At 72.2% G+C, this 26,899-nt stretch carries 11 protein-coding genes; all 11 read right to left on the bottom strand.

Translation table 11 applies throughout. From position 1 onward, the window contains the following. Positions 1 to 17: 17 nt before the first annotated feature. Positions 18 to 1,742, bottom strand: a complete 1,725-nt coding sequence (locus ACWDRR_RS15915; protein ID WP_449772771.1) for an eCIS core domain-containing protein — start codon at positions 1,740 to 1,742, stop codon at positions 18 to 20. Positions 1,743 to 2,346: 604 nt separating this feature from the next. After that, a complete protein-coding gene (locus ACWDRR_RS15910) occupies positions 2,347 to 3,198 on the bottom strand; it encodes an SCO6745 family protein (RefSeq protein ID WP_449772770.1) in 852 nt (283 codons plus the stop codon). Next, positions 3,195 to 4,403 (bottom strand): acetyl-CoA C-acetyltransferase, encoded by a 1,209-nt coding sequence (locus ACWDRR_RS15905; protein ID WP_449772769.1) that lies wholly within the window; start codon positions 4,401 to 4,403, stop codon positions 3,195 to 3,197. Before ACWDRR_RS15905 ends, ACWDRR_RS15910 begins: the two co-directional genes overlap by 4 nt. Before the next feature lie 52 nt (positions 4,404 to 4,455). Continuing rightward, complete coding sequence (locus ACWDRR_RS15900) at positions 4,456 to 5,880, bottom strand: MFS transporter (protein ID WP_449772768.1); 1,425 nt, start codon at positions 5,878 to 5,880, stop codon at positions 4,456 to 4,458. A gap of 11 nt (positions 5,881 to 5,891) precedes the next feature. Next, on the bottom strand, positions 5,892 to 7,202 hold the full coding sequence (locus ACWDRR_RS15895; protein WP_449772767.1) for a hypothetical protein: 1,311 nt from the start codon (positions 7,200 to 7,202) through the stop codon (positions 5,892 to 5,894). Between the two features lie 122 nt (positions 7,203 to 7,324). Next, positions 7,325 to 19,411, bottom strand: coding sequence for an amino acid adenylation domain-containing protein (locus ACWDRR_RS15890; protein WP_449772766.1), 12,087 nt, complete (start codon positions 19,409 to 19,411; stop codon positions 7,325 to 7,327). Positions 19,412 to 19,933: 522 nt separating this feature from the next. Next, positions 19,934 to 21,253, bottom strand: coding sequence for an amino acid adenylation domain-containing protein (locus tag ACWDRR_RS15885; protein WP_449772765.1), 1,320 nt, complete (start codon positions 21,251 to 21,253; stop codon positions 19,934 to 19,936). Between the two features lie 29 nt (positions 21,254 to 21,282). Continuing rightward, the gene (locus ACWDRR_RS15880; RefSeq protein WP_449772764.1) at positions 21,283 to 23,010 is read right to left on the bottom strand and encodes an alpha/beta fold hydrolase; all 1,728 of its coding nucleotides are present in this window, start codon (positions 23,008 to 23,010) and stop codon (positions 21,283 to 21,285) included. Then, positions 23,003 to 24,274 carry an LLM class flavin-dependent oxidoreductase gene (locus ACWDRR_RS15875; protein WP_449772763.1) on the bottom strand — a complete coding sequence of 424 codons (1,272 nt, stop codon included), beginning with the start codon at positions 24,272 to 24,274 and terminating at the stop codon, positions 23,003 to 23,005. Before ACWDRR_RS15875 ends, ACWDRR_RS15880 begins: the two co-directional genes overlap by 8 nt. Positions 24,275 to 24,311: 37 nt before the next feature. After that, positions 24,312 to 25,544, bottom strand: coding sequence for a hypothetical protein (locus tag ACWDRR_RS15870; protein WP_449772762.1), 1,233 nt, complete (start codon positions 25,542 to 25,544; stop codon positions 24,312 to 24,314). Between the two features lie 67 nt (positions 25,545 to 25,611). Next, positions 25,612 to 26,775 carry a cytochrome P450 gene (locus ACWDRR_RS15865; protein WP_449772761.1) on the bottom strand — a complete coding sequence of 388 codons (1,164 nt, stop codon included), beginning with the start codon at positions 26,773 to 26,775 and terminating at the stop codon, positions 25,612 to 25,614. Between the last annotated feature and the right edge of the window lie 124 nt (positions 26,776 to 26,899).

Raw genomic sequence — 26,899 nt, 5'->3', positions numbered from 1 at the left:
TCACGAACCGGTGCGCGTCACGAACCGGTGCGGGTGCGGGCCGAGTCGCCGGCCAGCGACCGGTCGTGCCGGTACGCCTCCTCCGCCCAGGCCGCGAGGTCCCGCAGCTCGGCCTTGAGCTCGTCCCAGGTCTTCATCAGGGAGCCCATGGTCCGGATCTCGAAGGGGACCATCATGGCGCCCTCCTCCTCGTGCGGGGCGATCTGGTTCATGCCGCCGAAGACGCTCTGCTGAGGGATCTGGGGGACGCCCTTCAGCGTCGACTCGGCGAAGGAGAGGAGGGACACCGGGAGGCCGTCGATCTCCCGGGTGGCCTCGTCGCGGAACTCCAGGTTCGCGCTGCCGTCGCCGGGATCCTCCTGGAACTGTGCGAGCAGGTCGACGATCGCCTCGCTGTCGGCCGACAGGAAGTCCTGGAACCCGGGGTCGAGGAGCGCGCGGACGTCCGTGAGCTGCGAGCGGGACAGCACGACCGTCAGGTTCTTGATCTGGCCCTGGTCCTGGTCCTGCGCGAGGTAGTCGGCCATGGCCGCGACCTGCATGAAGAACAGCTGGCTGTAGCCGTCCAGGGCGTCCGTCTCCAGCCGCTTGCGCTTGCGCGCCGACCCCTGACCCTGCTCGTACCGGGCCACGACCTGCTCGGCGAACGTCTTCGACTGCGAGAGCCGGAACCGGGCGCGGGGGAGCGGCGCCCCCGGGGCCTGGGGGGCGGCCTCCCGGAGGTGGTCGAAGAACATCGGCATCCCGGCCAGCGGCACGCCGACCGAGTAGTGGACGAACAGCCCGTCGCCCATGCCCGGGGCGCCGGCGTAGTCCGGGAAGTCGAGGTCCGGGGCGATCCGGGCGTCCTGCCCCGCGGGCAGGATCGCCAGCTCCAGGCCCATGCCCGCCAGCGGGGTCTTCCCGGTCTGCCGGTAGAACGCCTCGCGCACCGCCCTGATCTCGTCGACCAGCTGTTCGAGGGCGGCCGGCCCGGACTCGCTGCCGGTGCCGACGACCGCGACCGCCCCGGTCACGAACTCCAGGTTCGAGTAGGCGGCGCCGTCGTTCAACGACCGCGAGTCGGAGACCAGCTTGAAGTCGCCCGCGGTGCTCTCGGCCAGGTCGGTGTCGCCCTCGTACTTCTCGCCCCTGGCGTTCTCGACGGGCATGTCGATCTCCGTCTCGAACCCCAGCTTCCGCTGCACGGCGGGCTCGGCGGCCCCCGCGGCGTGGCCCGGCTCCGCCCGCTGGACCGCCTCCGGCCGGCCGGCCGGCCGCGCCATCACCCGTCGGGCGTTGGCCTCGGCCTCGCGCTCGAAGGAGTCACCGGGATCGCTGACCCGCAGGCCGTCCCCCCGGTCGGTACCGGCGACGGTCCCCTTCCGCTGCTGGATCACATGGGTCAGCTCGTGTGCGAGGGTGTGCCGGTCGCCGCCCCCGTGCCCGATGACGACGTCCCTGCCGGACGTGTAGGCCCGCGCACCGATCTCGGCGGCGGACCGCTGGGCGGCCGCGCCGGTGTGCAGCCGCACATCCGAGAAGTCCGCCCCGAGCCGGCTCTCCATCTCCTCGCGCACCTGCCCCTGGAGCGGCCGCCCGGCCCCCCGCAGCACCTCGTGCACACCGGACCGCTGGACGGGGTCCGAGTCCTGTTCTCCGCGCCCGCCCCGCGCCATCCGGGCCACGACCGCGTTGCCGAGGCTCCGCTGCAGCTCACGAGCCTGCTCCGGGGACATCGCCCCCGTCACGGGCCCGCCCACCCGCGCCTCCCGGGCCTTGCGGTCACCTCCGCCGACCCGCTCGCCGCCGTTCCCCCTGCGATCGTCCGCCCTCGCGCGCACTGGTCCTCCCGGTCGCCTGCCGCTGCCTTGCCCTCTTCTCCCTACACCGCCGGCACCTGCCGCTCCCATTCCCGAAAGTGCACCCCCGGGGCCGGGCTCCTGCCCGACCCGGGTGATCTCGGTGCACGGGTTGCCGCAGCGGTGGCTCGGGCGTACCGGCGGTGGCGGGTGCGGTCGAGGGGGGACGTGTTGCCGCCGGCGGCCCCGGCGGAAGGCCAGGAGGGGATGCTCCCGCGCAGTTCCTCCCGGCTCGCGCGGGGCCTGTACGGCCGCCGGGGCGCAGGAGGTCGCATCCGTGCGGTGCGGGGCACGCGCAGGTGCCGCGGCGAGAGCAGGGCCGCGTCGTACGGCGCGATCGCCGACAGGATCGAGGCAGCATGACTGATCCCCCCTCGCCTTCATGGACATGCCATGAAGGCGAGGGGGGATCACCCCGCGTCGCGATCGATCCACGGTTCGGGCACCGCGGCGGAGGACGTACCCGCCCCACCGGCACGAGCGGACGGCGTGGCCGGAACGGGCCTCAGGCCTCGCTGCCTACGAGCAGGGTGAACAGGGGCGCCAGGCCGGAGTCGCGGACCGAACTCGCCAGCGGGGCGAGCTCCGCGCAGATCGTGTCCACGCCCTCCTCGCCCAGCACGGACAGGCCCCCCGACCAGGCCAGCTCGTCCGTCTGCTGCTCCACCTTGTCGCGCAGTTCCCGGCCCGCGCTGGTGAGGGCACCGGAATCGGCGTCCAGCAGGCCGCGGGCGACCAGCGTTTCGGCCGCCCCGGACCACTCCTCCGGTGTCCAGCCCCGCAGCTCGCGCATCATCTCGTGCTGACCGAGCTCCGCGACGAGCATGTGATGGGACTGGAGCCCGGTGACGCCGGCGGTGACCCAGGCGGCCATGTGCCCGTCGAAGCGATGTTCCCGTACCGTGCTGGCGAGTTGCCACAGTGCCGCGACCGGGTCGTCCGGGAGCGGGAGAGCGGCGTTGGCGGCACCGAGCGGGCGTCCGGTCGTCTCGAGCGCCGACGGCAGCCCGGCCAGCCGCGCGACCAGTGGCCCGGCGATCTCGTCGGTGACGCCGGCCTCCCGGAGCAGCTCGCCCGCAAGGGCGTTCCGGCGCTCGACGCACGTCGCCGGAGGCACCAGCGCCCACGCGGCGGGGATGGCCTTGCCCACCATCTCCGGCGCGTAGCCGCCGAACGCGGCGACCACCGTCGCGGCGTCCACCGCGCCGAGCGGCGCCGAGCGGAAGGCGATCAAGGTCATCCAGAATCCCCGGAGGCCGAGTTCCGCCCCGACGGCCCGGGTGTGAGCCACCGACAGCGCCGGCTGGTAGAGCACCTCCAGGCTGTGCCAGAGCCGCCGCGCCGGGTGCTCGCTCATGCGTCCACCGCTTCCGGGACGCGGAGGATCAGGGCGGAACCCTGGCCGCCGCCACCGCACAGCGCGGCGGCACCGACGCCGCCACCGCGGCGCCTGAGTTCGAGCGCGAGCGTGAGCGCGAGGCGGGCGCCGGACATGCCGAGCGGGTGCCCCAGGGCGAGCGCGCCGCCGTTGACGTTGACCTTCGCCTCGATGTCCTCGTCACCGAGCCCGAGTTCGCGCGCGGAGTGCAGGCCGACCGCCGCGAACGCCTCGTTGATCTCGATGAGGTCCAGGTCGTCGACCGACAGGTTCTCCTTGCCCAGCGCATGCTTGATCGCGTTGGACGGCTGCGCCAGCAGGGAGTTGTCCGGACCGGCCACGTTGCCGTGGGCGCCGATCTCGGCCAGCCACTCGAGGCCGAGCTCCTCGGCCTTGGCCTTGCTCATCACGACAACGGCGCACGCGCCGTCGGAGATCTGCGAGGCCGAACCGGCGGTGATGGTGCCGTCCGCGCCGAACGCGGGGCGGAGCTTCGCCAGTGCCTCGGCCGTGGTGTCCGGCCGCACGCCCTCGTCGGTGTCGACCACGACCGGATCGCCCTTGCGCTGCGGGACCTCGACCGGCACGATCTCCTCGGCGAAGCGGCCGCTGCTGATCGCGGCGGCGGCGCGCCGGTGCGAGCGCGCGGAGAACGCGTCCTGGTCCTCGCGGGAGATGCCGGCCTTCGCGCTGTGCTGGTCGGTCAGCGCACCCATGAGGACCTGGTCGAAGGGGTCGGTGAGACCGTCGTGCGCCGTCACGTCCAGCATCTCGACCGGCCCGTACTTGGTGCCGGAGCGGGAGCCGGGCAGAACGTGCGGGGCATTGGTCATCGACTCCATGCCGCCCGCGACCACGATGTCGAACTCGCCCAGGCGGATCTGCTGGTCGGCCAGGGCGATCGCGTCCAGACCCGACAGGCACACCTTGTTGACGGTCAGGGACGGCACGCTCATCGGGATGCCGGCCTTGACCGCGGCCTGGCGCGACGGGATCTGCCCCTGGCCGGCCTGCAGCGCCTGACCCATGATCACGTACTGCACGGCCTCCGGCGCGAGGCCCACGCGCTCGAGCGCCGCCCTGATCGCCAGGCCGCCGAGGTCAACCCCGGATAAGTCCTTCAGCGAGCCCAGCAGTCGGCCCATCGGCGTGCGCACTCCACCGACGATGACAGAGCCTGACATGTTTCTCCCATGCAACGACGACTGATTCCTACTGAATTATTGGACCTGACGGTCAGCTGGTCGACCCCCCAGGAGTGTTGTTCGCGTGGGGCAGGCGCAGCGCGATCAGGGCTCCGACCACCCCCGTGGCGGCCATCACGAGCGCGGTGACGAAGCCGGCGTGCGGCGCGTCGGACGGAGCGTGCATGAGGTTCAGCAGCACCGAGCCGAAGACCGCGACGCCGATGACCTGGCCGAGCTGCATCACCGTGGTCAGCACGCCGCTGGCGTCCGCCGCGTTGGCCGGCGGCACCTTCCAGAGCGCGATGGTGAACAGCGGGCTGAACGCCGAGCCCATGCCGAGGCCGAAGAGCAGGATGCAGATCTCCATCCAGACGGAAATGTGACCGGAATCCATGGCGAGGGCGAGACCGATCAGCGCCAGCATGGTGAGCGACAGGCCCGCCGTGGGCAGCAGTCGGTGCCATCGGGCGGGCAGTTTGCGCCAGTTCATGCTGGCGAAGCCGAAGGCGCACGCACTGGGCAGGAACACCAGCCCGGCGGCCAGCGCGCCGTGGCCCAGGCCGGTCTGCACGAAGAACGCGATCAGGAAGAGGATGGCGCCGTAGTTCGCGGTCGCGGCGAGCAGCGCCAGCGCGCCCGCCACCATGCCGGGCGCGCGCAGCAGCGCACCGTGGACCAGCGGTGAACCGCCGGTCCGGCTCGCCCGGTTCTCGACCGACACGAAGGCCAGCGCGAAGACCACGCTCAGCGCCAGGCTCACCCACGTCCACGCGGGCCAGTCCAGCTCGCGCCCGAGGACCAGCGGCAGCACCAGCGCGATCACCGCGAGGGACAGCGTGGCCAGGCCCGGCAGGTCGAGCTTGCGGGACGGGTTGCCGGCGTCCTTCGGCAGCGTGCGCGCTCCGGCGATCAGCAGCACCAGACCGACGGGCACGTTGACCAGGAACACCGGCCGCCAGTCGGTGCCGAAGATGTCGGCGCTGACCAGCACACCACCGGCGATCTGGCCGACGATCGCGCCGCCGGCGATCACCGTGGCGTAGGCGCTGAGCGCCTTGGCCCGGGCGGTGCCCGCGAAGTTCAGCTGGATGAGGCTGAGCACCTGCGGCACCATCAACGCGGCCCCGGCTCCCTGCACGAACCGGAAGACGATCAGTGCCACCGCCGACCACGCCAGGCCGCAGGCGAGCGAGGCCGCCGTGAAGACGGCGGCCCCGGTGAGGAACGTCCTCCGGCGGCCGGCGAGGTCGCCGAGCCGCGCTCCGGTGATCAGCAGGACGGCGTAGCTGACGATGTAGCCGGCGACGACGAGCTGCAGCTCGGCGCCGTTGGCGTTCAGGTCGGTGCCGATGCTCGGCGCCGCCACGTTGGCGATGGCGACGTCGAGGATCGCGATGAACACCCCCGTCAGCAGGACGGCGAGGAGGCCGCGCGACGCCGTCTCGGCGCGCGCGACCATCGTGTTGTCGGACATGCTGGGTCCCCCTACTGCTGCGCGAGTGCCTGGAGGCGCTGCTTCGCGCGTTCGGGCAGGACGTACTCGCCGTCCCGTTCGATCTGGTCGTACAGCCGCTCCACGCGCTCGTAGTGGGCGTCGAGGTTCTGGTCCAGCAGGTGGTACTCGGACTTGTTGTACACACCGAACTGGAGGTCGGTCATCAGCCCGAAGGGGTTGATGTGTTCGTTGTGCCGGGTGCCGAACACCAGGTGCAGGAACTCGTCGATGTCCTCGTACCCCAGCGTGGTCAGCAGGAAGTCGAGGGAGTCCCGCTTGCGGGTGATCTGGTAGTCGCGTTCGTTCGGGTCGACGATGAAGTCGAGGCCGCTGGACATGCCCGCCGGGTAGTGCACCTTGTTGAAGCAGCGGAAGTCGATCGTCAGCCGGTCCTTCGGCGAACCGGGCAGCGTGCCGTCGCCGTGGGCCCGGTAGTTGTCGAAGACCAGCGCGTCACCGACCCGCGAGTCGCAGTAGTAGCCGGGAGAGGGCGTGTCGGCGTACCGCTTCTCCCAGTACTTGGCCATCAGGAAGTCGCGCACGGTCGGCAGGTCGATCTCGGAGAGCTTGCCCTCCAGGAACAGGTAGAGGGCCTTGTCGACGGCGGCCTTCTCCTCCTTGTCGACGCCGTATTCCATGATCTTCTCGTACGCGAACTGCAGGTTCGGCGCCTCGACCTCGGCCTCTTCGAAGATCACGAAGGGCTGCCGGTCGAGCGGGGTCGGCGTCACCGCGGTGTGGAAGCTGCGGTACTCGGTCGGGAAACCGAGCCGCTTCTTCACCAGCGACGGGATCTGCAGCGCGATGCCGCTGGCCGAGTGGGTGCCGTAGGAGCGCTTGTTCGCGGTCACCACGAAGGCGTTGACCACCGCGGTCTCGACCTCGGGGAAGTGCTTGTGGACGATCTCCTGGTTGAGGTCGTAGAAGCGCTTGGCCGACGGTATGAACAGCACGCAGTTCTCGAACATCGTCGACAGCGGGAAGTAGCTGCCGATCGACGCCTCGGCGAAGCTCTCCTGGATGGCGGCCTGGCACCGCAGCTGCCGGGCCAGGTTGTCGGCGAGGCCGTCGTCGAGGTTCATCTGCTCGACGACGGTGGGGGTGGTGTCCGGGTAGAAGCAGCTGGGATTGAGCACGCGCGTCGGCGGCAGCCGCGTCTCCACCTCCCTCGCGTCCACCGGGTACTTGTCCAGAACCGGCATCAACTTCTCGGCGTGCGCGCCGGCGGACGTGTGCAGGAACGTCCCGCTGGGCTGGTACGTGCCCGTCATGGCGGGTTCCTGCTCGGATGCTGCACTCATGCCGTTCCACTCTCCTGTCGATCCGGGTGTCGCTGAGGGTGTGGCCCAGGGGCCGGTGGCTACCGCTCCGGGACCGGTGGAGCCGCCCCGCGCAGGGGCGGCTCCACCGGTGCCCGCAGTCGTCACGCCCCGACGGGGCCCTGCTTCCTGGCGTCCGCCTCGTCGGCGGCGATGATGCGGTGGACGTACCGCTCGACGAACCGCTCGTCGAACGGCGCCGCGGGGTGGTCCTCGCCGCCCAGCACGTGCTCGCCGGCCAGGCCGGCCCCGAACGTGAGCGTCAGGTTGTCCGGCGTCAGCCCGTCCACCAGGGCCGCGATCCGGGCCAGCGGGCTCTTGGTGTCCGCCACCGCGAAGGCCAGGGCCCGCTGCTTCCACTCGTCGAACGGCACCAGCTCACCGGAGCCCGCCGCCGCGCCGACCATCTCGAAGAAGCGGTCGAAGCTCGGCGCCCCCGCGTTGACGAAGTCGTAGTCCCGGCCGATCCGGTCCCGCTCGTCGAGCATGATCCCGGTGATGGTCCGGGCCAGGTGGTCGACCGGCAGGACCGCCGCGAGACTGGCGCCCGTGCTCGGGAAGCAGCCCAGGGCCATGCTGCCGGCGACCAGGTTGTGCAGGAAGTCGCCGCGGTCGAGCCGGAAGTGGCCCGTCGTGGCGGACGGCCCCACGAACGGCAGCCGGTAGACCGAGGCCTTGGCACCGCGCCAGCGGGCCGCGGTCACCATCTGCTCCGCCATCCACTTGGAGGTGACGTAGCCGTACTCGAACTCGTCCGGCGTGACCTCGTACCCGAGGTAGCGCGGCAGCGTCCCGAAGGTCGACATGACGTGCAGCGACTTGCCACGGCCCGTCGACGCCAGCCGCAGGGCCTCGTGCACACCGACCACGTTCGGGCCGATGTACTCGCTCAGCGGCCGCACCCAGTCCACCAGGGCGCCGGAGTGGCACACCGCGTCGACCTCGTCGGCGAGCCGGCCGAACGCCTCCTCCGTCAGCCCGAACCGGGCCTGGGACAGGTCGCCCATCACCGGGTGCAGCAGCGACGCGAAGTCGTCCTGCCACATGCCGTAGCTCGACAGCACACCGGTCAGCCGCTCCGTGGCGCTCTCCTGGTCCTCGGCCCGCACCAGGCAGTGCGTGGCGACGCCGGCGGCCAGCAGCTCGCGCAGCAGGAAGGCGCCGACGAAGCCGGTGGCCCCGGTGAGGAACACGGACTCCGGACGGCCCAGCTCGCCCCGGCAGTTGTCGAACCGCAGCGTCGGGTCCAGGTAGCCCTTGCGCACCGCCGTCAGGTCGGGACCGGCCGCGTCGTCCGGGGCCGCCGCACTCGCGGTGTCCTCGGCGTCGGAGACGGCCGCCTCCGACGGCGCGTCCAGGCCGCGCTCCACCAGCTTCTCCAGCAGGAACTGGGCCAGCGACTTCAGGTTCGGACGATCGAGTGCGATCTTCGCCGGCAGCGCCAGGCCGGTCATGTCCGCGAGCTGGTTGCGCATCAGGACGGCGGTCAGCGAGTCGATGCCGAGGTCCTGCAGCGGCAGACCGGGGTCCACGTCGTTCATCGAGGCGAAGCCCAGCGTCCTGGCCACGCCCTCGCGGACCATGTCCAGCACGACCGCCTCCTGCTCCGCCGGAGCGGTCTGGCCGAGCAGCTTGCGCAGACCCGCGCCGCCGTCGCCCTTGCTGCGGGCGGCGCTGCTGCCCTGGGTGCTCAGCAGCGAGCGCATCAGCGACGGCACGCCGCCCTGGCCCTCGTAGTAGGTCTGGAGCGCGGCGAGGTCCAGCGCGGCCGCGACGGTCAGCGGGCGACCGCTGCGCACCGTCTCCTCCAGCAGCTCCAGGCCGTCCTGCGGAGCGAGCGCGTCCATGCCGGTCCGGCTGATCCGGGCCCGGTCCCGCTCGCTGAGCGTCGAGGCCATGCCCTCGCCCTCCCACGGCCCCCAGGCCACCGAGGTGGCCGGCAGGCCCTGGGCCCGGCGCAGGTACGCGAGCGAGTCCAGGAAGGCGTTGGCCGCCGCGTAGTTGCCCTGGCCCGGCGCCCCCAGGATGTCCGAGATCGAGGAGAAGAGCAGGAAGAAGTCCAGCTCGACGTCCTGCGTCAGCCGGTGCAGGTGCCAGGCCCCGTCCACCTTCGGCGAGAACACCGTGTCCAGCCGCTCGGGCGTCAGCGCCGACAGCGCGCCGTCGTCGAGCACACCGGCCGCGTGGACCACACCGCGCAGCGGGCGGTCGGCGTCGAACAGGGCCAGCACCGAGGCCACGCTCTCCGCGTCGCCGGAGTCGGCGGCCACCACCGTGGCGGTGGCGCCCAGCTCCGCCAGCGCGGCCACCAGCGCCTCCGCGCCGGGGGCGTCCGGCCCGCGCCGCGAGGTGAGCACGAGGTCGCGCACCCCGTGGGTCTGCGCCAGCCAGGTGGCGACCTGCCCGCCCAGACCCCCGACGCCGCCGGTGATCAGCACCGAACCGCCCGGCTGGATGAACTCCTTCTGCTCGGTGGGCGTCAGCACCACCTTGCCCACGTGCCGGGCCTGCGCCATGAAGCGCAGCGCGTCGGACGTGGCCGTCATCGGGAAGGAGCGCAGCGGCAGCGGCGTGAGCTTGCCCGCCGCGAACAGTTCGGCCAGCGACCCGAGCATCGCCTGCATCTGGTCCGGATTGGCCTCCAGCAGGTGGTAGACCCGGTACTTCACGCCGGGGTGGTTCTCGTCCACCCACGACTGCTCCCGCAGGTCGATCTTGCCGAGCTCCAGGAAGCGTCCGCCCTCGCCCAGCATGCCGAGGCTCGTGTCGATGAACTCGTCGGCGAGCGAGTTCAGTACGACGTCGAAGCCGCGTCCGGGCGCGGTGCGGCCGAACGACTCGACGAAGCCCAGGTCGCGGGAGGACGCGATGTGGTCGTCGTCCAGCCCCATCTCGCGCAGCGCCGCCCACTTCGGCTCGCTGGCGGTGCCGTACACCTCGGCGCCGTGCAGTCGTGCCAGCTGGACGGCCGCCATGCCGACGCCGCCGGCCGCGGAGTGGACCAGCACCCGCTCGCCCGGCTTCAGCGCGCCCAGGTCGTGCAGGCCGAACCACGCCGACAGGAACGCCATCGGGACGGTCGCGGCCTCCTCGAAGGTGAGGTTCTCCGGGACGCGGACCACCCAGCGCGCGTCGGTGACGACCTCCGCGGCGAACGAGCCCTGGCCGAGGCCCAGCACCCGGTCACCCACCTGGACGTACTTGACACCGGCACCGACCTCGGTGACCACGCCGGAGAACTCCATGCCGAACACCGGGAGCTCGACCATGCCGAGCGCGTTGAGCACGTCCAGGAAGTTCACCCCGGCGGCCTTCACATCGGCCCTGATCATGCCCGCCGCCAGCGGCTTCGGGGTCACCTTGCGCACCGACAGCGGCTGGTCCAGCCGGCCCTTGGCGGCGATCTCCAGCTGCCAACCGCCCTCCGGGGGCAGGGTCAGCTCACCCGAGGCGCCGACCCGTTCGAGATGCGGGACGAGCACCTCGCCGTGCCGCAGCACGCACTCCGGTTCGTCGGAGAGCATCAGCGCCGGGGCGAGCGCGGCCAGATCGGCGTCCTCGTCGCCGAGGTCGAGCAGGCGCAGCGCGAGGTCGGGGTGCTCGCTGCGCGCGGTGCGCATCAGGCCCCACAGCGGTCCCGCGCCGAGCCCGGTGGCCATGTCGTCGGCGTTGACGCCCACGCCCCGGCGGGTCAGCCACACCAGCGGCGGCACGAACCCGCTCTCGGCCGCGGTCTGCAGCTGGCCGAGCGCCGCGGCGGACAGCGTGTGCGCCCCGGCCAGGGTGTCCTTGCCGGCGTCCCACAGGCAGATGACGCCGTCGAGCTCGTCGGCCTCCTCCAGCGAGCGCACCTTGAACGCCTGGACACCGGCCCGGCTCAGCGCCCGCTTCACCTCCGCCGCCCACGGCACCTCGCCGCCGGGCGACAGCAGGCCCCAGGAGCCGCCGATCTCCGCCTTCTCGGTGTCGGTCGGCCGCCAGTTCACCTCGAACCGGAGCCGGTCGACGCCCTGCGCGGCGAGCCTTCGCAGCACCGCGCGGTCGACCCGTCGGGCGTGCATCCGCTCCAGCCGGCCGACGTTCTCGCCGGCGGAGTCGAAGAGGTCCAGGGACGCGTGGAACTCGCCGTCGCCCAAGTCGAACTCGGCGACCCGGACCCACACCTCCGCCAGGCCCTTCTCCCGGATCGACAGGCGCTCGGCCTCGAACGGCACGAGCACGTCCTCGGGGTTCGCGTTGTTCATCCGCATGCTGAAGAGCTGCGACTGCATCGCCGAGTCCAGCAGGGCCGGGTGCAGGACGTAGGAGCGGGCGGTGTGCGCGGCCTCCTCGGGCAGCGCCGCCCGGGCCCAGACCACCCCGTCGGCCTGCCACGCCTCCTGGATGCCCCGGAACACCGGGCCGAACTCGTAGCCGATGTCGTCCAGTTCGTCGTAGAGCGCGGAGATGTCCAGCCGCTCGGCACCCGGCGGCGGCAGCACCACGGAGCCCGCCGTGACGGGCTTCGCGGGCACGATCCGGCCCTCGGCGTGCAGCAGCCACTCGCCGTCCTTGCGGTCCGGCGCGCTGTACACCTGGACCGGCCGGGATCCCTCGGACTCCTCACCCACCACGACCTGCAGGCGGGCGGGCGCGCCGCCGGCGAACACCATCGGGTACAGGAAGTCGACGTCGGCCACGTCCCATTCGCCGGGCGCGGTGGCGTCGGCGGCCGAGCGCATCGCCTCGATGTACGCGGTGCCCGGCATCAGGACGGTGCCCATGATCTGGTGGTCCTGCACCCAGGCCGGCTCCTCCGGTGCCACCACGGTCGTGAACACGGCCGTCTCGGTGCCGGCGATCCGTACCGCGCCGCCCAGCAGCGGGTGCGCGGTGTCGTCCAGACCGGCGCCGACCGAGCGCTGCGCCGTCGGCTCGAACCAGAAGCGCTCGCGCTGGAAGGCGTAGGTGGGCAGGGCGACCCGCTCACCGCCGGCCGGCCCGAACCAGCCCCGCCAGTCGACCGGCACACCCCGCACGTGCAGCTCGCCGAGGCTGCCCAGGGCGACGGCGGACCCGTCCTTGCCCGCGGCCTGCGACGGCAGCCAGGCGAGGTCGGTCTCCTCGGCCAGGGTCGCCACGCCCATGCCCGAGAGCACCGGCTGCGGACCGAGCTCCAGGAAGGTGGTGACGCCCTCGCGGTGCAGGGCGGCGATGCCGTCGCTGAAGCGCACCGCGCGGCGCACCTGGCGCACCCAGTAGGAGGCCTGCTCGAACTCGCCCGGCGCGGCCAGGGCTCCGGTGAGACTGCTGACCAGCGGGATCGTCGGGGGACGGTACGTCACGGTCTCGGCGACCGCCTGGAAGCCGGCCAGCATGGCGTCCATGTGGTGGGAGTGGAACGCGTGCGACACCGTCAGTTCCTTGACCCGGCGCTCCTGGCCGGCGAAGTGCGCCACCAGGGCCCGCACGGCGTCGCCGTCACCGGAGACGACCGTCTGGGTCGGGGTGTTGAGGCCTGCCAGATCGACCTTGCCGGTCAGCTCCAGCTCCCGCACCGCGGCCTCGGTCTCGGCGGCGCCGGCCTCGATGGAGGCCATCGCGCCGCCGCTGGGCAGCGCCTGCATCAGCCGGCCCCGGGCGGCCACCAGACGGGCCGCGTCGGCCAGGTCGAAGACGCCGGCCACGTGCGCGGCGGCGAGTTCACCGATGCTGTGGCCCAGGAGCAGCTGCGGCCGCACGCCCCAGCTCTCCCACAGCCGCCACAGCGCCACCTCCAGCGCGAAGAGCGCCGGCTGGGTGAAGTCGGTCCGGTCGAGCAGCGCGGCGTCGGCCGTCCCCTTCTCGGCCCACATGACGTCGAGCAGCGGACGGTCCAGTTCGGTGAAGTGGGCGACGATCTCGTCGAGCGCGTCGCGGAACGCCGGCTGGCTCTCGTACAGGTCCCGTCCCATGCCGACCCGCTGACTGCCCTGCCCGGTGAACAGCAGGGCCAGGCTCTGCTCCGGGGCACTGTCGCCGGTCCGTGCGGCGCCGGGCGGGGTCTCCCCGCTGCGGGCGAAGGAACCGAGCTTGTCCAGCAGTTCGGACCGGTCCTTCGCCAGCACCACGAGCCGCTTGCGGAAGTGGCTGCGGGTGGTGGCCAGCGAATGCGCCAGGTCGAGCAGCCGGTCCTGGATGTTCATGCCCACGTACTGGTGCAGCGCCTCGGCCTGCGCGCGCAGGGCGGCGTCGGTGGAGCCGGACACCACGATCGGCAGCGTCGACGGCTGCTGCGCCGCGGGCTTGTCCGACGGGACGGGGGCCGGCGGTTCCTCCACGATGACGTGCGCGTTGGTGCCGCCGATGCCGAACGAGCTGACGCCGGCGCGGCGCGGCCGGTCCTTCGGCAGCCACGGCTGCGGTTCCCGGGCCAGGGCCATGTTGGCGCCCGCCCAGTCCACGTCCGGGGTGGCCTCGGAGACGTGCAGGGTGCGCGGGATCACGTTGTGCCGCATGGACAGGACGACCTTCATCACACCGGCCAGGCCGGCGGCCGCCTGGGTGTGGCTGAGGTTCGACTTGACCGAGCCGACCCACAGCGGTTCGTCGGGGTGGCTGCCGCCGAAGACCTCGCCGAGGGCGGTGCCCTCGATGGGGTCGCCGAGGCGGGTGGCGGTGCCGTGGGCCTCCAGGTAGTCGATGTCCTTCGGCTGCAGCCCGGACGCGCCGAGGGCGGTGCGGATGACCTTCTGCTGGGCGGGTCCGCTGGGCGTGGTCAGGCTCGCCGCGTGGCCGTCGTGGTTGACGGCGGTGCCGCGCAGGACGGCGTGGATGGTGTCGCCGTCGCGCTGCGCGTCGGAGAGCCGCTTCAGGATGACGACGGCGACGCCCTCGCTCCATCCGGTCCCGTCGTTGTCGGCGGAGAACGACCGGCACAGCCCGTCGGGCGACATCCCGCGCAGCCGGCTGAACTCGACGTTCATGTTGGACGTGAGCAGGATGGTCGCGCCGCCGGAGACGGCCAGGTCGCACTCGCCGTCACGCAGCGCGTTGGCGGCGAGGTGCGTGGTCACCAGGGACGACGAACAGGCCGTGTCGATCGTGATGGTCGGGCCTTCGAGGCCGAACACGTGGGAGATCCGGCCGGACGCGGTCGCGAGCGCGGAGCCCGTCCCCACGTAACCGTCCAGGTCGGCTATGGAACCGCCGGTGGTGATGCCGTACTCGTGGTACGAGGAGTTCTTGCCGACGCCGACGTACGTGGCGGTCTGGCTTCCGCGCAGCTGGTCGAGCGTGTAGCCCGCGCGCTCGAACGCCTCCCAGGTCGTCTCCAGCATCAGCCGCTGGAGCGGGTCCATCGCGTGCGCCTCGCGCGGTGCGATGCCGAAGAACGACGCGTCGAACATGTCGATCGGCGTGGCGAGGAAGCCCCCGCGGCGTGTCACCGACTTGCCGCGCACGTCCGGGTCGGGGTCGTAGATCGCGTCGGCGTCCCACCGGTCGGCGGGCACCTCGCTGATGCCGTCGGCCCCGCGCTCCAGCAGGTCCCACAACTCGTCCGGGCTGCTCACGTCGCCGGGAAGCCGGCAGGCCATGCCGATGATGGCGATCGGCTCGTCCTCCGCCCGGCGGCTCGGCGCGATCTGCGTCGGGCCGGTCCGGACGCCGGTGAGGTGCGCCGCCAGGGCCTTGACGGTGAAGTGCTCGAAGAGCTTGGCCGAGGAGATCGGCCGTCCCAGCACCTTCTCCAGCCGGGTCTGGACCCGGACCACGCGCAGCGAGTCGCCGCCGATCTCGAAGAAGTTCTGGTTGACGCCGATGCGGTCGTGGCCCAGGACGTCCGACCAGATCGCGACGATGTCCCGCTCCAGCTCGTTGGCGGGCTTGGCGATGGCTCCGGCGTCGATGACCGGGCTCGGCAGGGCGTTGCGGTCGATCTTGCCGTTGGGGGTGAGCGGGAACTCGTCGAGCTCGACGAAGAACGTCGGCACCATGTACGCGGGCAGCCGCTCGGCCAGCCAGGGGCGGAGGAGGTGGCCCACCGCCTTCTTGGCCGGCTCGCCCGCCGCGGGCACGTTCGCGTACCGGGCCAGCGCGGCGCGGTCGGTGGTGGCGGCGGCCGGGCGCAGGCTCAGGTCCGGGGTCAGGCCCGGCTGCCAGAACACCGCGTCGAACGTCCACTTGTCGCCGGAGCGGCTGGGGAGCAGCGCGCATTCGAGCCCGGCCGCCCGGGCGGCCTCGGCGAGGTCGCGGGGGTCCACCGGGAGGGCGTACGGTTCCGTCGCCTCGCCGAGGGCCCCGACGCGGTCGGGCACCTCGGCGAGCCGGCCGTTGGGCACGTCGGTCAGGCGCAGCGGCCCGCCGTCGAGGCCGGCGAGCAGTGCGGGCACGGCCGCGAGCTCCAGCGACCCGGTCCGCCAGTCGTGCTCGGTGCCGGCGGCCTGCGCCTGCGGGCCGCCGCCGATGTGGATCGTCACGTCGTAGCGGTAGCGGGTCATCTCGTTGACGTGCCGGCCGTCGCGCAGCATGACGTCGACGCGGGTGATCTGCGGGAACAGGGCCGGGAGGTCGGCGAAGTAGTCCGGCGCGACGACCAGTTCGCGCTCGGCCCGCACCGCGCGCTCGACGCGGTCGGCGACCTCCTCGGGTGCGAGGTCGTCGTGGCGGAACTGGATCACGTCGGCGTGGAACAGGCGCAGCAGCGACAGGTCGCGGATGTCACCGAGGAACACCCGCCCGTCCGTCACCGCGGTGGTCGCCCACTCCAGCACCGAGGTCAGGTAGTCGACGCTCGGGAAGTACTGGGCCACCGAGTTGACGATCACGGTGTCGAAGGAGCCGGCGGCCACGGCCGGCAGGTCGTGCGCCGGGCGGTGCTCGGTCGTGACGTTCGGCAGCGACCGCAGGTGGTCCCGGGTGACCTCGACGGCCTGGGCCGAGGCGTCCACCGCGTGGTACGCGGTGCAGTGCGGCGCGACGGCGAACATCATCAGGCCGGTGCCGAAGCCGACCTCGAACACGCGCTCGGGCGCGTAGGACAGGATGCGGTCGACCGAACCGCGCTGCCAGTCACGCATCTCGGCCGCGGAGAACGGCAGGCCGTCGTAGCTGTTGCGCCACCCGGCCAGGTTGAAGGCGGCGTCGTCGGCGTCGGACTCGTAGGCGCGGTCCCAGGCGCCGGCCCACTCGGCCAGCGCGGCGCGCTGCACCTCCTCGTCGTGGGCGGCCTCGGTGGGCGCGGCGGTCTCGCGGACGCAGTAGGCGACCAGCTGCTCGTCGCGGCCGACGACGACCGCGCGGGCGATGTCGTCGTGGGCGGTCACCGTCGCCTCGATGTCGCCCAGTTCGATGCGGTAGCCGCGGAGCTTCAGCTGGCTGTCGTTGCGGCCGAGCACGCGCAGCGCGCCGGGCGCGACGAACCGGGCCAGGTCACCGGTGCGGTACAGGGTGCCGCCGGCGCGGAACGGGTCGGGGACGAAGCGGGCCCGGGTCTGCTCGGGGGCGTCGTGGTACCCCTGCGCCACGCCGGCGCCGCCGATGCACAGTTCCCCGGGGAAGCCGGGCGGCACCGGCGAGAGGTTCTCGTCCAGGACGTAGAGCCGGGTGTTGGCCACCGGGCGGCCGACGACGACGTCACCCTCCGGCTCCACCCGCCAGACGCTGGACCAGACGGTGGTCTCGGTCGGCCCGTACATGTTCCAGACGGCGTCGGCGCAGCCGAGCAGGCGGTCGGCCAGTGCGCGCGGCAGGGCCTCGCCGCCGCAGAGGATCTTGCCCAGGCGCGGGTCGCCCTGCCAGCCCGCGTCCAGCAGCAGCTGCCAGGTCGCCGGCGTGCCCTGCATCATCGTGATCCCGTGCCGCTCCAGCAGGCCGATCAGCGCGTTCGCGTCGACCGTCTCGTGGGCCTGGGCGATGACCGTGGCGGCCCCGCTGAGCAGCGGCAGGAACAGCTCCAGGACCGCGATGTCGAAGGAGATGGTGGTGACCGCCAGCAGCCGGTCGGTCTCGGCGCAGCCGGGTTCCCGGCGCATGGACTCCAGCAGGTTGCACAGCGCGCCATGGCTGATCTCCACGCCCTTGGGCGTGCCGGACGAGCCGGAGGTGTAGATGACGTAGGCGAGGTCGTCGGCCCGGACCTCGACGCCCGGATCGGTGGCGTCGGCGTCGGCACGCTCGGCGGCGGCGTCGGTGATGCTCAGACAGCGCGCCGACCACTCGGCGAGGTTGGCGGGTACCGCGGCCGGGGTGAGGAGGATCCGGGGGTCGGCGTCGTCGATCACCTGGCGGATGCGCTCCGCCGGGAACGCCGGGTCGACCGGCACATAGGCGGCACCCGTCTTCAGCACCGCCAGCACGGCCACGACGACGTCGGGCGAGCGGTCCAGCCCGATGCCGACCAGGTCGCCGCGGCCGATGCCGCGCTCGATCAGCGTGTGCGCGACACGGTTCGCCCGGCTGTTCAGCTCGACGTAGGTCAGCCGCGTGTCGGCGCAGATCAGTGCGACGTTGTCGGCGTGGCGCTCGGCGGCCTGCTCGAAGAGCGTGTGCAGGCGGTGGCCGAGGACGGTGTCGTCGTCGGTGGCGTTGAAGGCGTCGGTCAACGACGCGCGCTCCGACGCCGAGAGGATGTCGACGGACGCCAGGGTCTCGTCGGCCAGCCCGGGTACGCGGTCGCACCAGCCGCCGATCTGCTCGGCGAGGCGGGCGACGTCGCCGCGGGCCAGACGCCGGGCGTCGAAGTGGAACTCGACCGTCTCGCCGTCGGGTCGGACGACCAGGTTCAGCGCCGGGCGCCGGCCGTCCGCGGGCTCCGCCGCGTCGGCCCACGAGATCATCACGTCGGGCGTCAGGCCGCCGGCGTCCCACAGCCGGCGCAGCGCCTCGTCCCGTCCGATCAGGTCACGGCGCAGCCAGCCCTTCTCCTGCCCGAGACGGAACTCCTCGGCGACCGCCCGGAGGTTGTCGGCGATCGTCCGGTCGGGGTCGACCGTGGCGCGCAGCGGCAGCCAGGCGGCGAACAGGTCCCGGTAGCCGGGGTCGATCCCGTCGCGGGGCGCGGCGACGGCGAGAGTGACGTCGTTCGTCCCGGTCGCCCGGCTCAGGTACGTGCTCACCAGGCCGGCCAGGGCGGCCACTCCACCGGGAGCGGCGCAGCGCGCGACGACGGGAGCGGTGTCCTGCTCGGTGCCGGAGGCCGGCGGGGTGAAGGGCAGGCGGAACGGGTGGGCGTCGGAGCCGAGGCGCTCGCGCCAGTGGGCGGCGGTCTTCGACGCCCGGGTGCCGGTCTCGGTGATGCCGTCCCGGAGCGCGTCGCCCGGAGCCAGGAGGATCAGGCCGGTCCGGACCGCGTTCTCCGTCCGGAGGCTGTCCGCGTCGACCGGCTCGCCCTCCAGCGTGCTCAGCCGGATCAGGTGGACGGCACCGGTGGCCGTGGCCACGTTCAGGCCGTCCGCGTCGCAGGTCAGCACCTCGCCGGGGGCGGCACCGGGGGACGCCACGCCGACGCGGGCCTCGCGGACGGCGAGAATGCGTCCGTTGACGTTCGCCTTGGGCCACACGAGCGGGCAGCCGAACAGCCCGTGGTCGGTCGCCCGGACCATGGCGACGATGTCCTCGGCCTCGCGGGCCCAGTCGATCAGGCCCTCGGCGGGGAACTGCGTGTGCCGGGAGAAGTAGCGACGCGCGGCCAGGTCCTGGGGGACGGCGGCCGCACGGCCTTCGGCGATGTCGCCGACCAGTTCGGCCACGCTCGCGACGGCCGCCTCGTCGCACTTCACGCCCAGCGACAGCGCGGTCTCGTCGGGCTCGACCGGCACCGGTATTCGCTTGAGGATGTCGCCGCCGTCGACCAGCTCGCCGATCCGGTGCCACGTGATGGCGTAGTCGCTCTCACGGTTGGCGACGGCCCAGGAGGGTGCGTTCAGGCCGGCGTACTCGGGCAGCGGACCGTAGTGGTAGTTGACACTCGCCCCCTGCGCGCATGCCAGCAGTGCCTCGGGGATCAGGGCGTCGTTCCCGATGCTGAGAAGCAGGTCGCACGACAGTCGGGCCGGGTCGAGCAGCGCGTCAGCGAGATCGTGGTGGCTGATCCCCGATCTGACGGCCCAGGCACGGGCCACGGCGTCGCCGGTCACCACCGCCCGGATCCGGTGCCCTGCCGACAGCAGCGCCTCACCGCTGCGGGCGAGGACACCGCCCTTGCCGATCAGCACCACGTTCAGAGTCCGCATCACTGTTCCCCCTTCAGTTCCAGTTCCCCCGTCGCGGAGTTTCAGAGCGATCAACATCGGCGACGCGTCGTCATGATGTGCCACTACTTGACGCCCGTCAAGAACATCAGTTCACAGGGCTGTTAAGGACCTGTCAGCTGACGTAACATCAGTTAACAAGACCGTTCGAAGATCCACGGCCCCGGGAATCCCTCGGGCCGCGACCGACCATCGGCAACGGGAGAGGTCGCTCTTCTCGGCGACCGTGTCACGCTCCCCCCGGGCGTGGACTGTCAAACCCCTGGTTTCGTCGAGGTCTTCCCGTGCAGGTCAGAGCCTCGTGCAGGCGGCCGGCCCGTGCTTCGCCGATGGTCCGTTCGACTCTGCGGGCGGTGGTCCGCCGGCGGCGCCGTGCCTCCGGCGCGGTGGGCGGATTCGACCAGGGGGAGGTAGGAGACGTCGAGCATGACGTCCAGGGGGAGGTTGGGCCGGGTGATGGCGTCGGGGACCTCGTCGAAGGACTCGGGGAGCAGCCGGGCCCGGTCAGGCCTGGACGTAGGCGATCAGCTGCTGCTCCCCGTCCGCTCCCTTCCGTACGACCACGGCGGCCGCCCGTACGTCCGGCGAGGCGGACAGCACCGACTCGATCTCGTCGAGTTCGATCCGGACGCCGGAGATCTTGACCTGCCGGTCGAACCGGCCGACGAACTCCAGCGCACCGTCCGGTCGGAGCCGCGCCCGGTCGCCGGTCCGGTACCACCGGCGCGGCACCCCGCCGGCCTCCTCGACGAACCGTTCCCCGGTGCGGTCCGGCAGCCGGAAGTAGCCCGCGGCGACGCACGGGCCGCCGACCCACAGTTCGCCGACCTCACCCGGGGCCACCGTACGGCCGTCGTCGTCGACGAGGCGGACGGACGCGTGGTCCAACGGCCGCCCGATGGGGACAGCGGTGGAGCGCGTGTCCTCCGGTGTCACCTCGTGCGCGGCGGACCAGACCGTCGCCTCCGTCGGGCCGTACATGTTGTGGATCCGCACGCCCGGGAGGGCGGTCACCAGACGCCGGGCGAGCCCCACCGGGAACACCTCGCCGCCGACGTGGAGCCTGCGCAGGTGCCGCAGCGACAGGAGGGCCTCCTCGTGGGACGCGATCGCCGAGAGGAGCGAGGGAGTGCCCTGGAACAGGGTGGGCCGGAAGCGCTCCACGAGGCGGGGCAGGCTGTCGTCGCCGCGCGGGTCGAGGCGGTCGATCATCCGGGCGGGGCCCACGACGGTGGCTCCGCCGCGGATGAGCGGCCAGAGCAGTTCCATGACGGCGATGTCGAAGGCGACGCTCGTCACGGCGAGGAAGGAGTCGTCGAACGGGCTGCCGTAGGCCGCGTCGAGCGCGTCGAACAGCGCGGCCAGGTTGGCGTGGGTGACCACGACGCCCTTGGGCCGGCCGGTGGAGCCGGAGGTGAAGACGACGTACGCCGGGTCCTCGGGGGAGGGGGAGGGCAGGGCGGTCTCGGCGAGGTCCGGCCGGGCCGCGCGGGACGTGACGGGGACGGCGGGCACGTCGAACCGGGGCCCGCTGCCGTCGGTGACGAGCATCGCGAGGTCGGCGTCCTCGACGACGGCCCGCAGCCGCTCGACCGGATAGTCCGGATCGAGGGGGACGTACGCGGCCCCGGCGGCGGACACACCGAGCAGGGCCACCACCAGGTCGACGCCCCGCTCCACCAGCACGCCGACCCGGTCACCCGGCCCGGCGCCCCGGGCCACGAGCCGGCGGCCCAGGGACTCGGCCGCCACCGCCAGCTCCGCGAAGGTGCGGGTGGCCGCCCGGTCGGAGACGGCGGTTCGCGTCGGATGGTCCAGTGCCACCGCCCTGACCCGACGGAACAGCGAGCGCGTCACCGTGCCGCTCCGAACGCGAGCAGCCGGGCGACGCCCTCCCGGTCGTTCATCAGCCCCTCATGGCTGTAGTCCGCGGACAGGAGCAGCCAGCAGGAGCCGATCCGCTGCGCCGTGCGGACCTGCTGCGCCGCCGGGAAGTAGAGGTCACCGGCGGCTGCGACGGCGTGGACGGGCACGGTGTTCCGCTCCAACTGTTCGAGGTCGTAGAGGCTGGTCCATCCGGTGTACCGGGCGAGCGCCTCGGCCACCTCGGCGAACGGTGCGAGCGCGGCGTACTGACGGAACATCCAGGGGAAGAACACCTCGCCGTAGAAGTGGAACGGGCGGGCGCGGGAGGCGAACGCGGGCTCCCGGGCGTAGAGCCGGTCCGCCGCCCACCCGGTGGCACAACCCGGCCGCCCGTACGTGTACTCCTGGAGGTAGAACAGGGGTGAGTCGACCAGGTACGTCGCCGCCGCCACCGCTTTCAGGAAACCGTCGGCGAGCCCGTCGCCGTCCCAGGCGGACCGGACGAGGTCGTGGACCGCCGCCATTCCGTTCGCGAAGCCGAACTTCAGGCCGAGGAAGCGGAAACGCTCGGGCGACAGCCGCTCTCCCGTCGGCAGCAGGACCTCGTGCCCGTCGAGGTGCTCGACGATCCGGTCGATGGTCTCGGCGTCCTCGGGATACCTGCGGTAGTACTCGGCGTTCTTCCTCCGGCTCATCACCAGCGTGTCGCTCAGCAGGTCCTCGGCTGTGGTGACCGGCCCCAGGAGCCCGCTCGAGACGAACACCCGGTCGATGCGGTCCGGGAAACGGGACAGGTAGGTCAGGGCGATCGAACCGCCGTAACTCTCCCCGAACAGCGTCCAGTCGGGAATCCGCAGGACGTGCTCGCGCAGGAACTCCGCGTCCTTGACGATGGAGTCCGCGCGGTAGCAGCGAAGCCGGTCCAGGGCGGCGGCCGGCGACAGGCCCGCGATGGTGTCGGCGGTCACCGGCGAGCTGCGGCCGCCGCCGCGTTGATCGAGGAGCACCACCCGGTACCGGTCCAGGGCGGCGTCCAGCCAGGCGGGGACGCGGTTGCGCGGATCGGTGCACTGCCCGCCGGGGCCGCCCTGGAGGAAGAGCAGGTACGGGAGGTGGCGGTCCGCCGCCGAACGGCGCACCACGGTCTGTGCGAAGACCTCGATCGACGGGCCGGCCGGGTCGTCGTGGTCGACCGGGACGTCGAAGCGGTGCTCCTCGACCACGACCTCGCCGTGCTCCGGGGCCCCGCCGGCCGGCGAGGAGAAGGCGAGGATGTTGCGGACCGTCGGACTGCGGCGCAGCCGCGCACCGTCGACGGCCCGGCCCGTGCGGTCCGTCCAGGCCGCGCAGGCCTTGGTCAGGAGCAGGGACGTGACCCCCAGCAGGGCCAGGTCCTCGTCGGGATCGATGCGGGCCTGGGCCAGCCCGGAGGTGAACAGGCGCAGCAGGAAGGCGAGATCGTCCTCGGGTGGGGCGTCGGCAGCCGGCCGGTCCGGGGCGGGTGCCGGTTCGGCGGCGAGCCGTTCGAGCGCGGCCCGGTCCGTCTTGCCGTTGGGAAGCACCGGCAGCGTGTCCACGAACACGAACCGCGCCGGGACGGCCTCGGGTGGCAGGGCGGAGGCGAGGTGGGCCCGCAGCCTCGCCGTCACGTCCGCCGTGGTCTCCCGTTCGATGGTCTCCGGTTCGATGTGCTCCCGTTCGATGTGCTCACCCATAGCGGCGCCTCAGCAGTTTCTCGCCGTACTCCCGGCGGAACAGCCCGCGCTTCTGCAGGAGCGGCACGACCTCGTCCACGAAGTCGGTGAGGTCGGCCGGGAACACCGCGGGCATGATGTTGAACCCGTCCGCCGCTCCCTCCTCGACCCAGGAGCCGATGACGTCCGCGATCCGCTCCGGGGTGCCCGCGACCACCAGGTGGCCGCGCCCGAAACCCTGGTGCGCGATGATGTCCCCGACGGTGGTGCCCTCGCGCCGGGCCATCCCCGTGATCAGCTCGTAGGTGGTGCGGTTGCCCTGGATGCTGTCCGCCGGGGGCAGCCGCTCCACGGGGAAGGGCGCGTCGACGGGACAGTCGGTGAGGTCCGTGTTCAGCATCATCGAGATGTGTTCCAGGGCGTAGTCGACGGCTTGCAGGCCGATGAGCCGGCGCCGCTTCCCGTCGGCCTCGGCCTGGGTCGAGCCGACGATCGGGATCAGCCCCGGCAGTACCTTGACGGTGCGTCCGTTCGTGGCGGCGCGCGAGCGCATCTCGGTGCGGAACCGTGCGGCGTCGCGGATGTCCTCCTGCACGGTGAACACCGCGTCGGCGTGGCGGGCGGCGAAGGACCGGCCCGCCTCCGAGGCGCCGGCCTGGACCATGAACGGGCGGGACTGGGGGCTGCGCTGGATGTTGAGCGGCCCGCGGACCTGGAAGTACTCGCCCCGGTGGTCGATGAGGTGGATCCGGTCGGGGTCGGTGTAGTGCCCGCTGGCGCGGTCGCGGATGACGGCGTCCTCGTCCCACGACTCCCAGAGCCGGTGGGCGACGGTCAGGAACTCCTCGGCGCGGTCGTAGCGCCGCTGGTGGGAGAGCATGGCCGACCGGTTGAAGTTCCGGGCCTCGTTGGGGCTGTTGGACACGACGATGTTCCAGCCGGCCCGCCCGCCCGAGATGTGGTCGAGCGAGGCGAACATCCGGGCGAGGTGGAACGGCTCGTAGTACGAGGTCGACGCGGTCGCGATCAGCCCGATGTGCTCGGTGCCGAGGGCGAGGCCGCTCAGCACCGTGAGCGGTTCCAGGCCGCCGCAGTAGTTGCTGCGTGGTTTGTGCCAGAGCGCGTCGGCGATGAACACGGAGTCCAGCAGCCCTCGTTCCGCGCACTGCGCGAGTTCGAGGTAGTAGCCGATGTCGGTGACACGGGACGAGTCACAGCCGGGATGCAGCCACGCGGAGTCGTGGTGCCCGGGCAGCAGCATGAACAGGTTGAGGTGAATGCTCAAGGCGCCTGACACTTTCAGCTCGTCGCAAGGGTGGTCGTCATGACGGGCGCCAGGGCGTGCTCTTCGCCTCGTGCATCTCGGCCACCAGCCGGATCGCCTCGTCCATGCGCTTCTCGCAGTGCTCGGCGTCGTCCCCCTCGATGAGGGCCCAGGCGACGGCGATCGAGGAGGTGTTCAGCTCCTTCATGACCTGGCCCACAGGGGCCTTCATGCGGATGTGCCGGACTCCGGGCAGGGTCTCCAGGTCGGCCTGTGTCACCCCGTTGCGGAAGCCGGACTTGACGGGCAGGCACACGAAGCCGATGACACCGCCGGGTTCCCACGCGGGCGGCGGCACGAACGCGTCGATGTGGACGCGGGCGTGTGCCGCCCAAAGGCTGACGCCGATGGTGTGCTGCGCGCTGATGCTGACCAGGCCGCCGGCCGGGCGCCAGCCGAGCTCACCGGCGACGAACCGGCCGGGGCCGCCGAACACTTCGAGGTGGAATGTGGTGTTGCGGCCCCCGAGGGCCGAACGGCACCGTTCGGCGAAGGCGCGGGCCTCCGCGTAGAGCTCCGGGTAGTCCTTGGGCGGGAGGGCGATCGAGCGGAACGGGTTCCCGGACTTCGCCTCGATGCACGGGTTCACGTCGCGGGACACCATGAAGGCCTCGATGACCCCGTCCACGACGACGCCGTCGAAATGCCATTCGTCGCCCGACTGCCACTCCTCCACCATGAACGCCTCGAGTTCCGGTGTGGAGGCCAGCAGGTCGAACAGCTCCTCGGCCGTCTCCGCGCGGAAGACGAGGTGGGTGCCGCCGTCCGCCGTCGGCTTGACGATGTAAGGAGCCGTCAGATCGCCGAGCCCGTCCCGCAGTTCGGCCGCCGTGGCCGGCTTCTCGGTGAACACCCTGAACCGCGCCGTCGGCACGCCGTGCCGCTGCCAGAGGGTCTTCTGCAGCGGCTTGTCGCGGCCGGCGAGCGCGACCCCGGCGTCCATCGGTTTGCGGCACCCGAGGACGTCGTTCAGGAAGGCGGCCGTGGTGACCGCGAACTCGTGGCCGGAGACGACGACGTCGACCTGATCGGCGATGCCGAGGTGGGTGAGGGCGGCCCAGGCGAGTTCCGGCTTGTCGAAGGAGGGGAGGAACGCGCGGTGCGCGATCAGGTCCCGGCAGGTCTCCATCACCGCGCGGTCGTGCGCCACGTACAGCACCGTGACGGTGTGGCCGAGGCCCGTCAGATCCTCGATCGCTTCCTGCTCCGCACCCAGAAGAACGATGTTCACCTTGTACCAGATCCCTTCGGCTCGGCGGATGTTCCTGCCCCAGCTCGTGCTCCTGCCCTGCCTCCGCTCATCGCGAGAGGCGCACCGGGAGCACGTCCAGGCTCCGCACGGTGGCGGTGGTGCGGCGGGTGGGCTCCGCCGCGAGGCACGGCCGCAGACCCTCGTCCCGCAGCGCGTGGATCATCGCGGTGATGCTCAGCTTGCCGAACTCGGAGCCGAAGCAGGCGTGTGGCCCCGAACCGAAGCCCAGGTGCGGGTTGGGGCGGCGGTCCAGCTTGATGTCCTGCGGGTCCTTGAAGACGAGGGGGTCGCGATTGGCGGCGGCGAGCAGCGTCACCACGGAGTCGCCCGCCGCGATGCGCGTGCCCTGGATCTCGGTCTCCGTGACCGCGGTTCGGCTCGTGCCCTGCGCCGGCCCGTCGTACCGGATCAACTCGTCGACGCCGGTGGCCACGTGGGACGGAACCGACAGCTCCGGCAGGAGCCCGGGGACGGTCGCCAGCAGGTGCGCCGCGTTGCCGACCATGGCGAAGATCGTCCCGTAGCTCGCGTTGAACATCATCGCGGCAGAGTTGCGGATGTAGTGACTGCCGGCGAACTCCTTGTCCGCCCGCCGGATGAGGTTCGCGATGAGGCCGTCGTCCCCCTCGGGACGCGGGAACCAGCTCTCGCCGAGTTCGTTCAGGCGCTTGCGGGCGGCGTCCCCCTGCGGGATGTTCTCGGGCGCCAGGCCCGCGTCCATCCGCAGGGCGATGCCGTGCGAGATCTCCGCGTAGGCCTCGTCGTCCGGTTCGGGAACGCCGAGGAGGGCCGCGGACATGTGCAGGGCGAAGGGCGCCGCCAGCGTCGCCATCCAGTCGAAGGGCTCGCCCGGCTCCTGGGCGGTCAGCCTGCCGCGCAGGAAGGCGACCGCCTCCTGGAACAGCTGGTCCTTGTCCTGGGAGCGCATCGCGCCCACCAGCAGTTGGCGCAGCGGCGTCTGTTCCGGCGGGTCCATCATCTGCACGTTCTGGCGGAAGTCCGGGATCTCCTCCCCGGTGCGGCCGGGGTCCCGTGCGAAGGTGGCGTGCTCGCGGAGCACGCGCACGCAGTCGGCGTGCCGGACGACCACCCAGGCGCGCATGACCGGATGCCAGTGGATGGGCCGCTCCTCGAGCATCCTGGCGTAGGCCGGGTAGGGGTCGCTGATCATTTCCGGAGAGAGCGGATCGTACATGGGGATGGTGGTCACCGGGCTCCGCCTTCGATCATCGCGGTGGAGGACGCACGCCGCCCCTGTTCAGCGGCGTGCGTCCGGTATCTGTCACGAAATCCGTGCTCTCACTACAGGAGCGCCTGACTCGGAGGTCTGGCGT

The sequence above is a fragment of the Kitasatospora sp. NPDC003701 genome, assembly GCF_053587085.1.
Note: the sequence above shows the minus strand (reverse complement) of the source record. Positions and strands in the feature narration are given on the sequence as shown.

What these genes read in the sequence shown, in the direction of transcription:
- ACWDRR_RS15900 (WP_449772768.1), bottom strand. Translation starts at nt 5,880, where the DNA reads ATGTCCGACAACACGATGGTCGCGCGCGCCGAGACGGCGTCGCGCGGC.
- ACWDRR_RS15890 (WP_449772766.1), bottom strand. Translation starts at nt 19,411, where the DNA reads ATGCGGACTCTGAACGTGGTGCTGATCGGCAAGGGCGGTGTCCTCGCC.
- ACWDRR_RS15905 (WP_449772769.1), bottom strand. Translation starts at nt 4,403, where the DNA reads ATGTCAGGCTCTGTCATCGTCGGTGGAGTGCGCACGCCGATGGGCCGA.
- ACWDRR_RS15910 (WP_449772770.1), bottom strand. Translation starts at nt 3,198, where the DNA reads ATGAGCGAGCACCCGGCGCGGCGGCTCTGGCACAGCCTGGAGGTGCTC.
- ACWDRR_RS15880 (WP_449772764.1), bottom strand. Translation starts at nt 23,010, where the DNA reads ATGGGTGAGCACATCGAACGGGAGCACATCGAACCGGAGACCATCGAA.
- ACWDRR_RS15895 (WP_449772767.1), bottom strand. Translation starts at nt 7,202, where the DNA reads ATGAGTGCAGCATCCGAGCAGGAACCCGCCATGACGGGCACGTACCAG.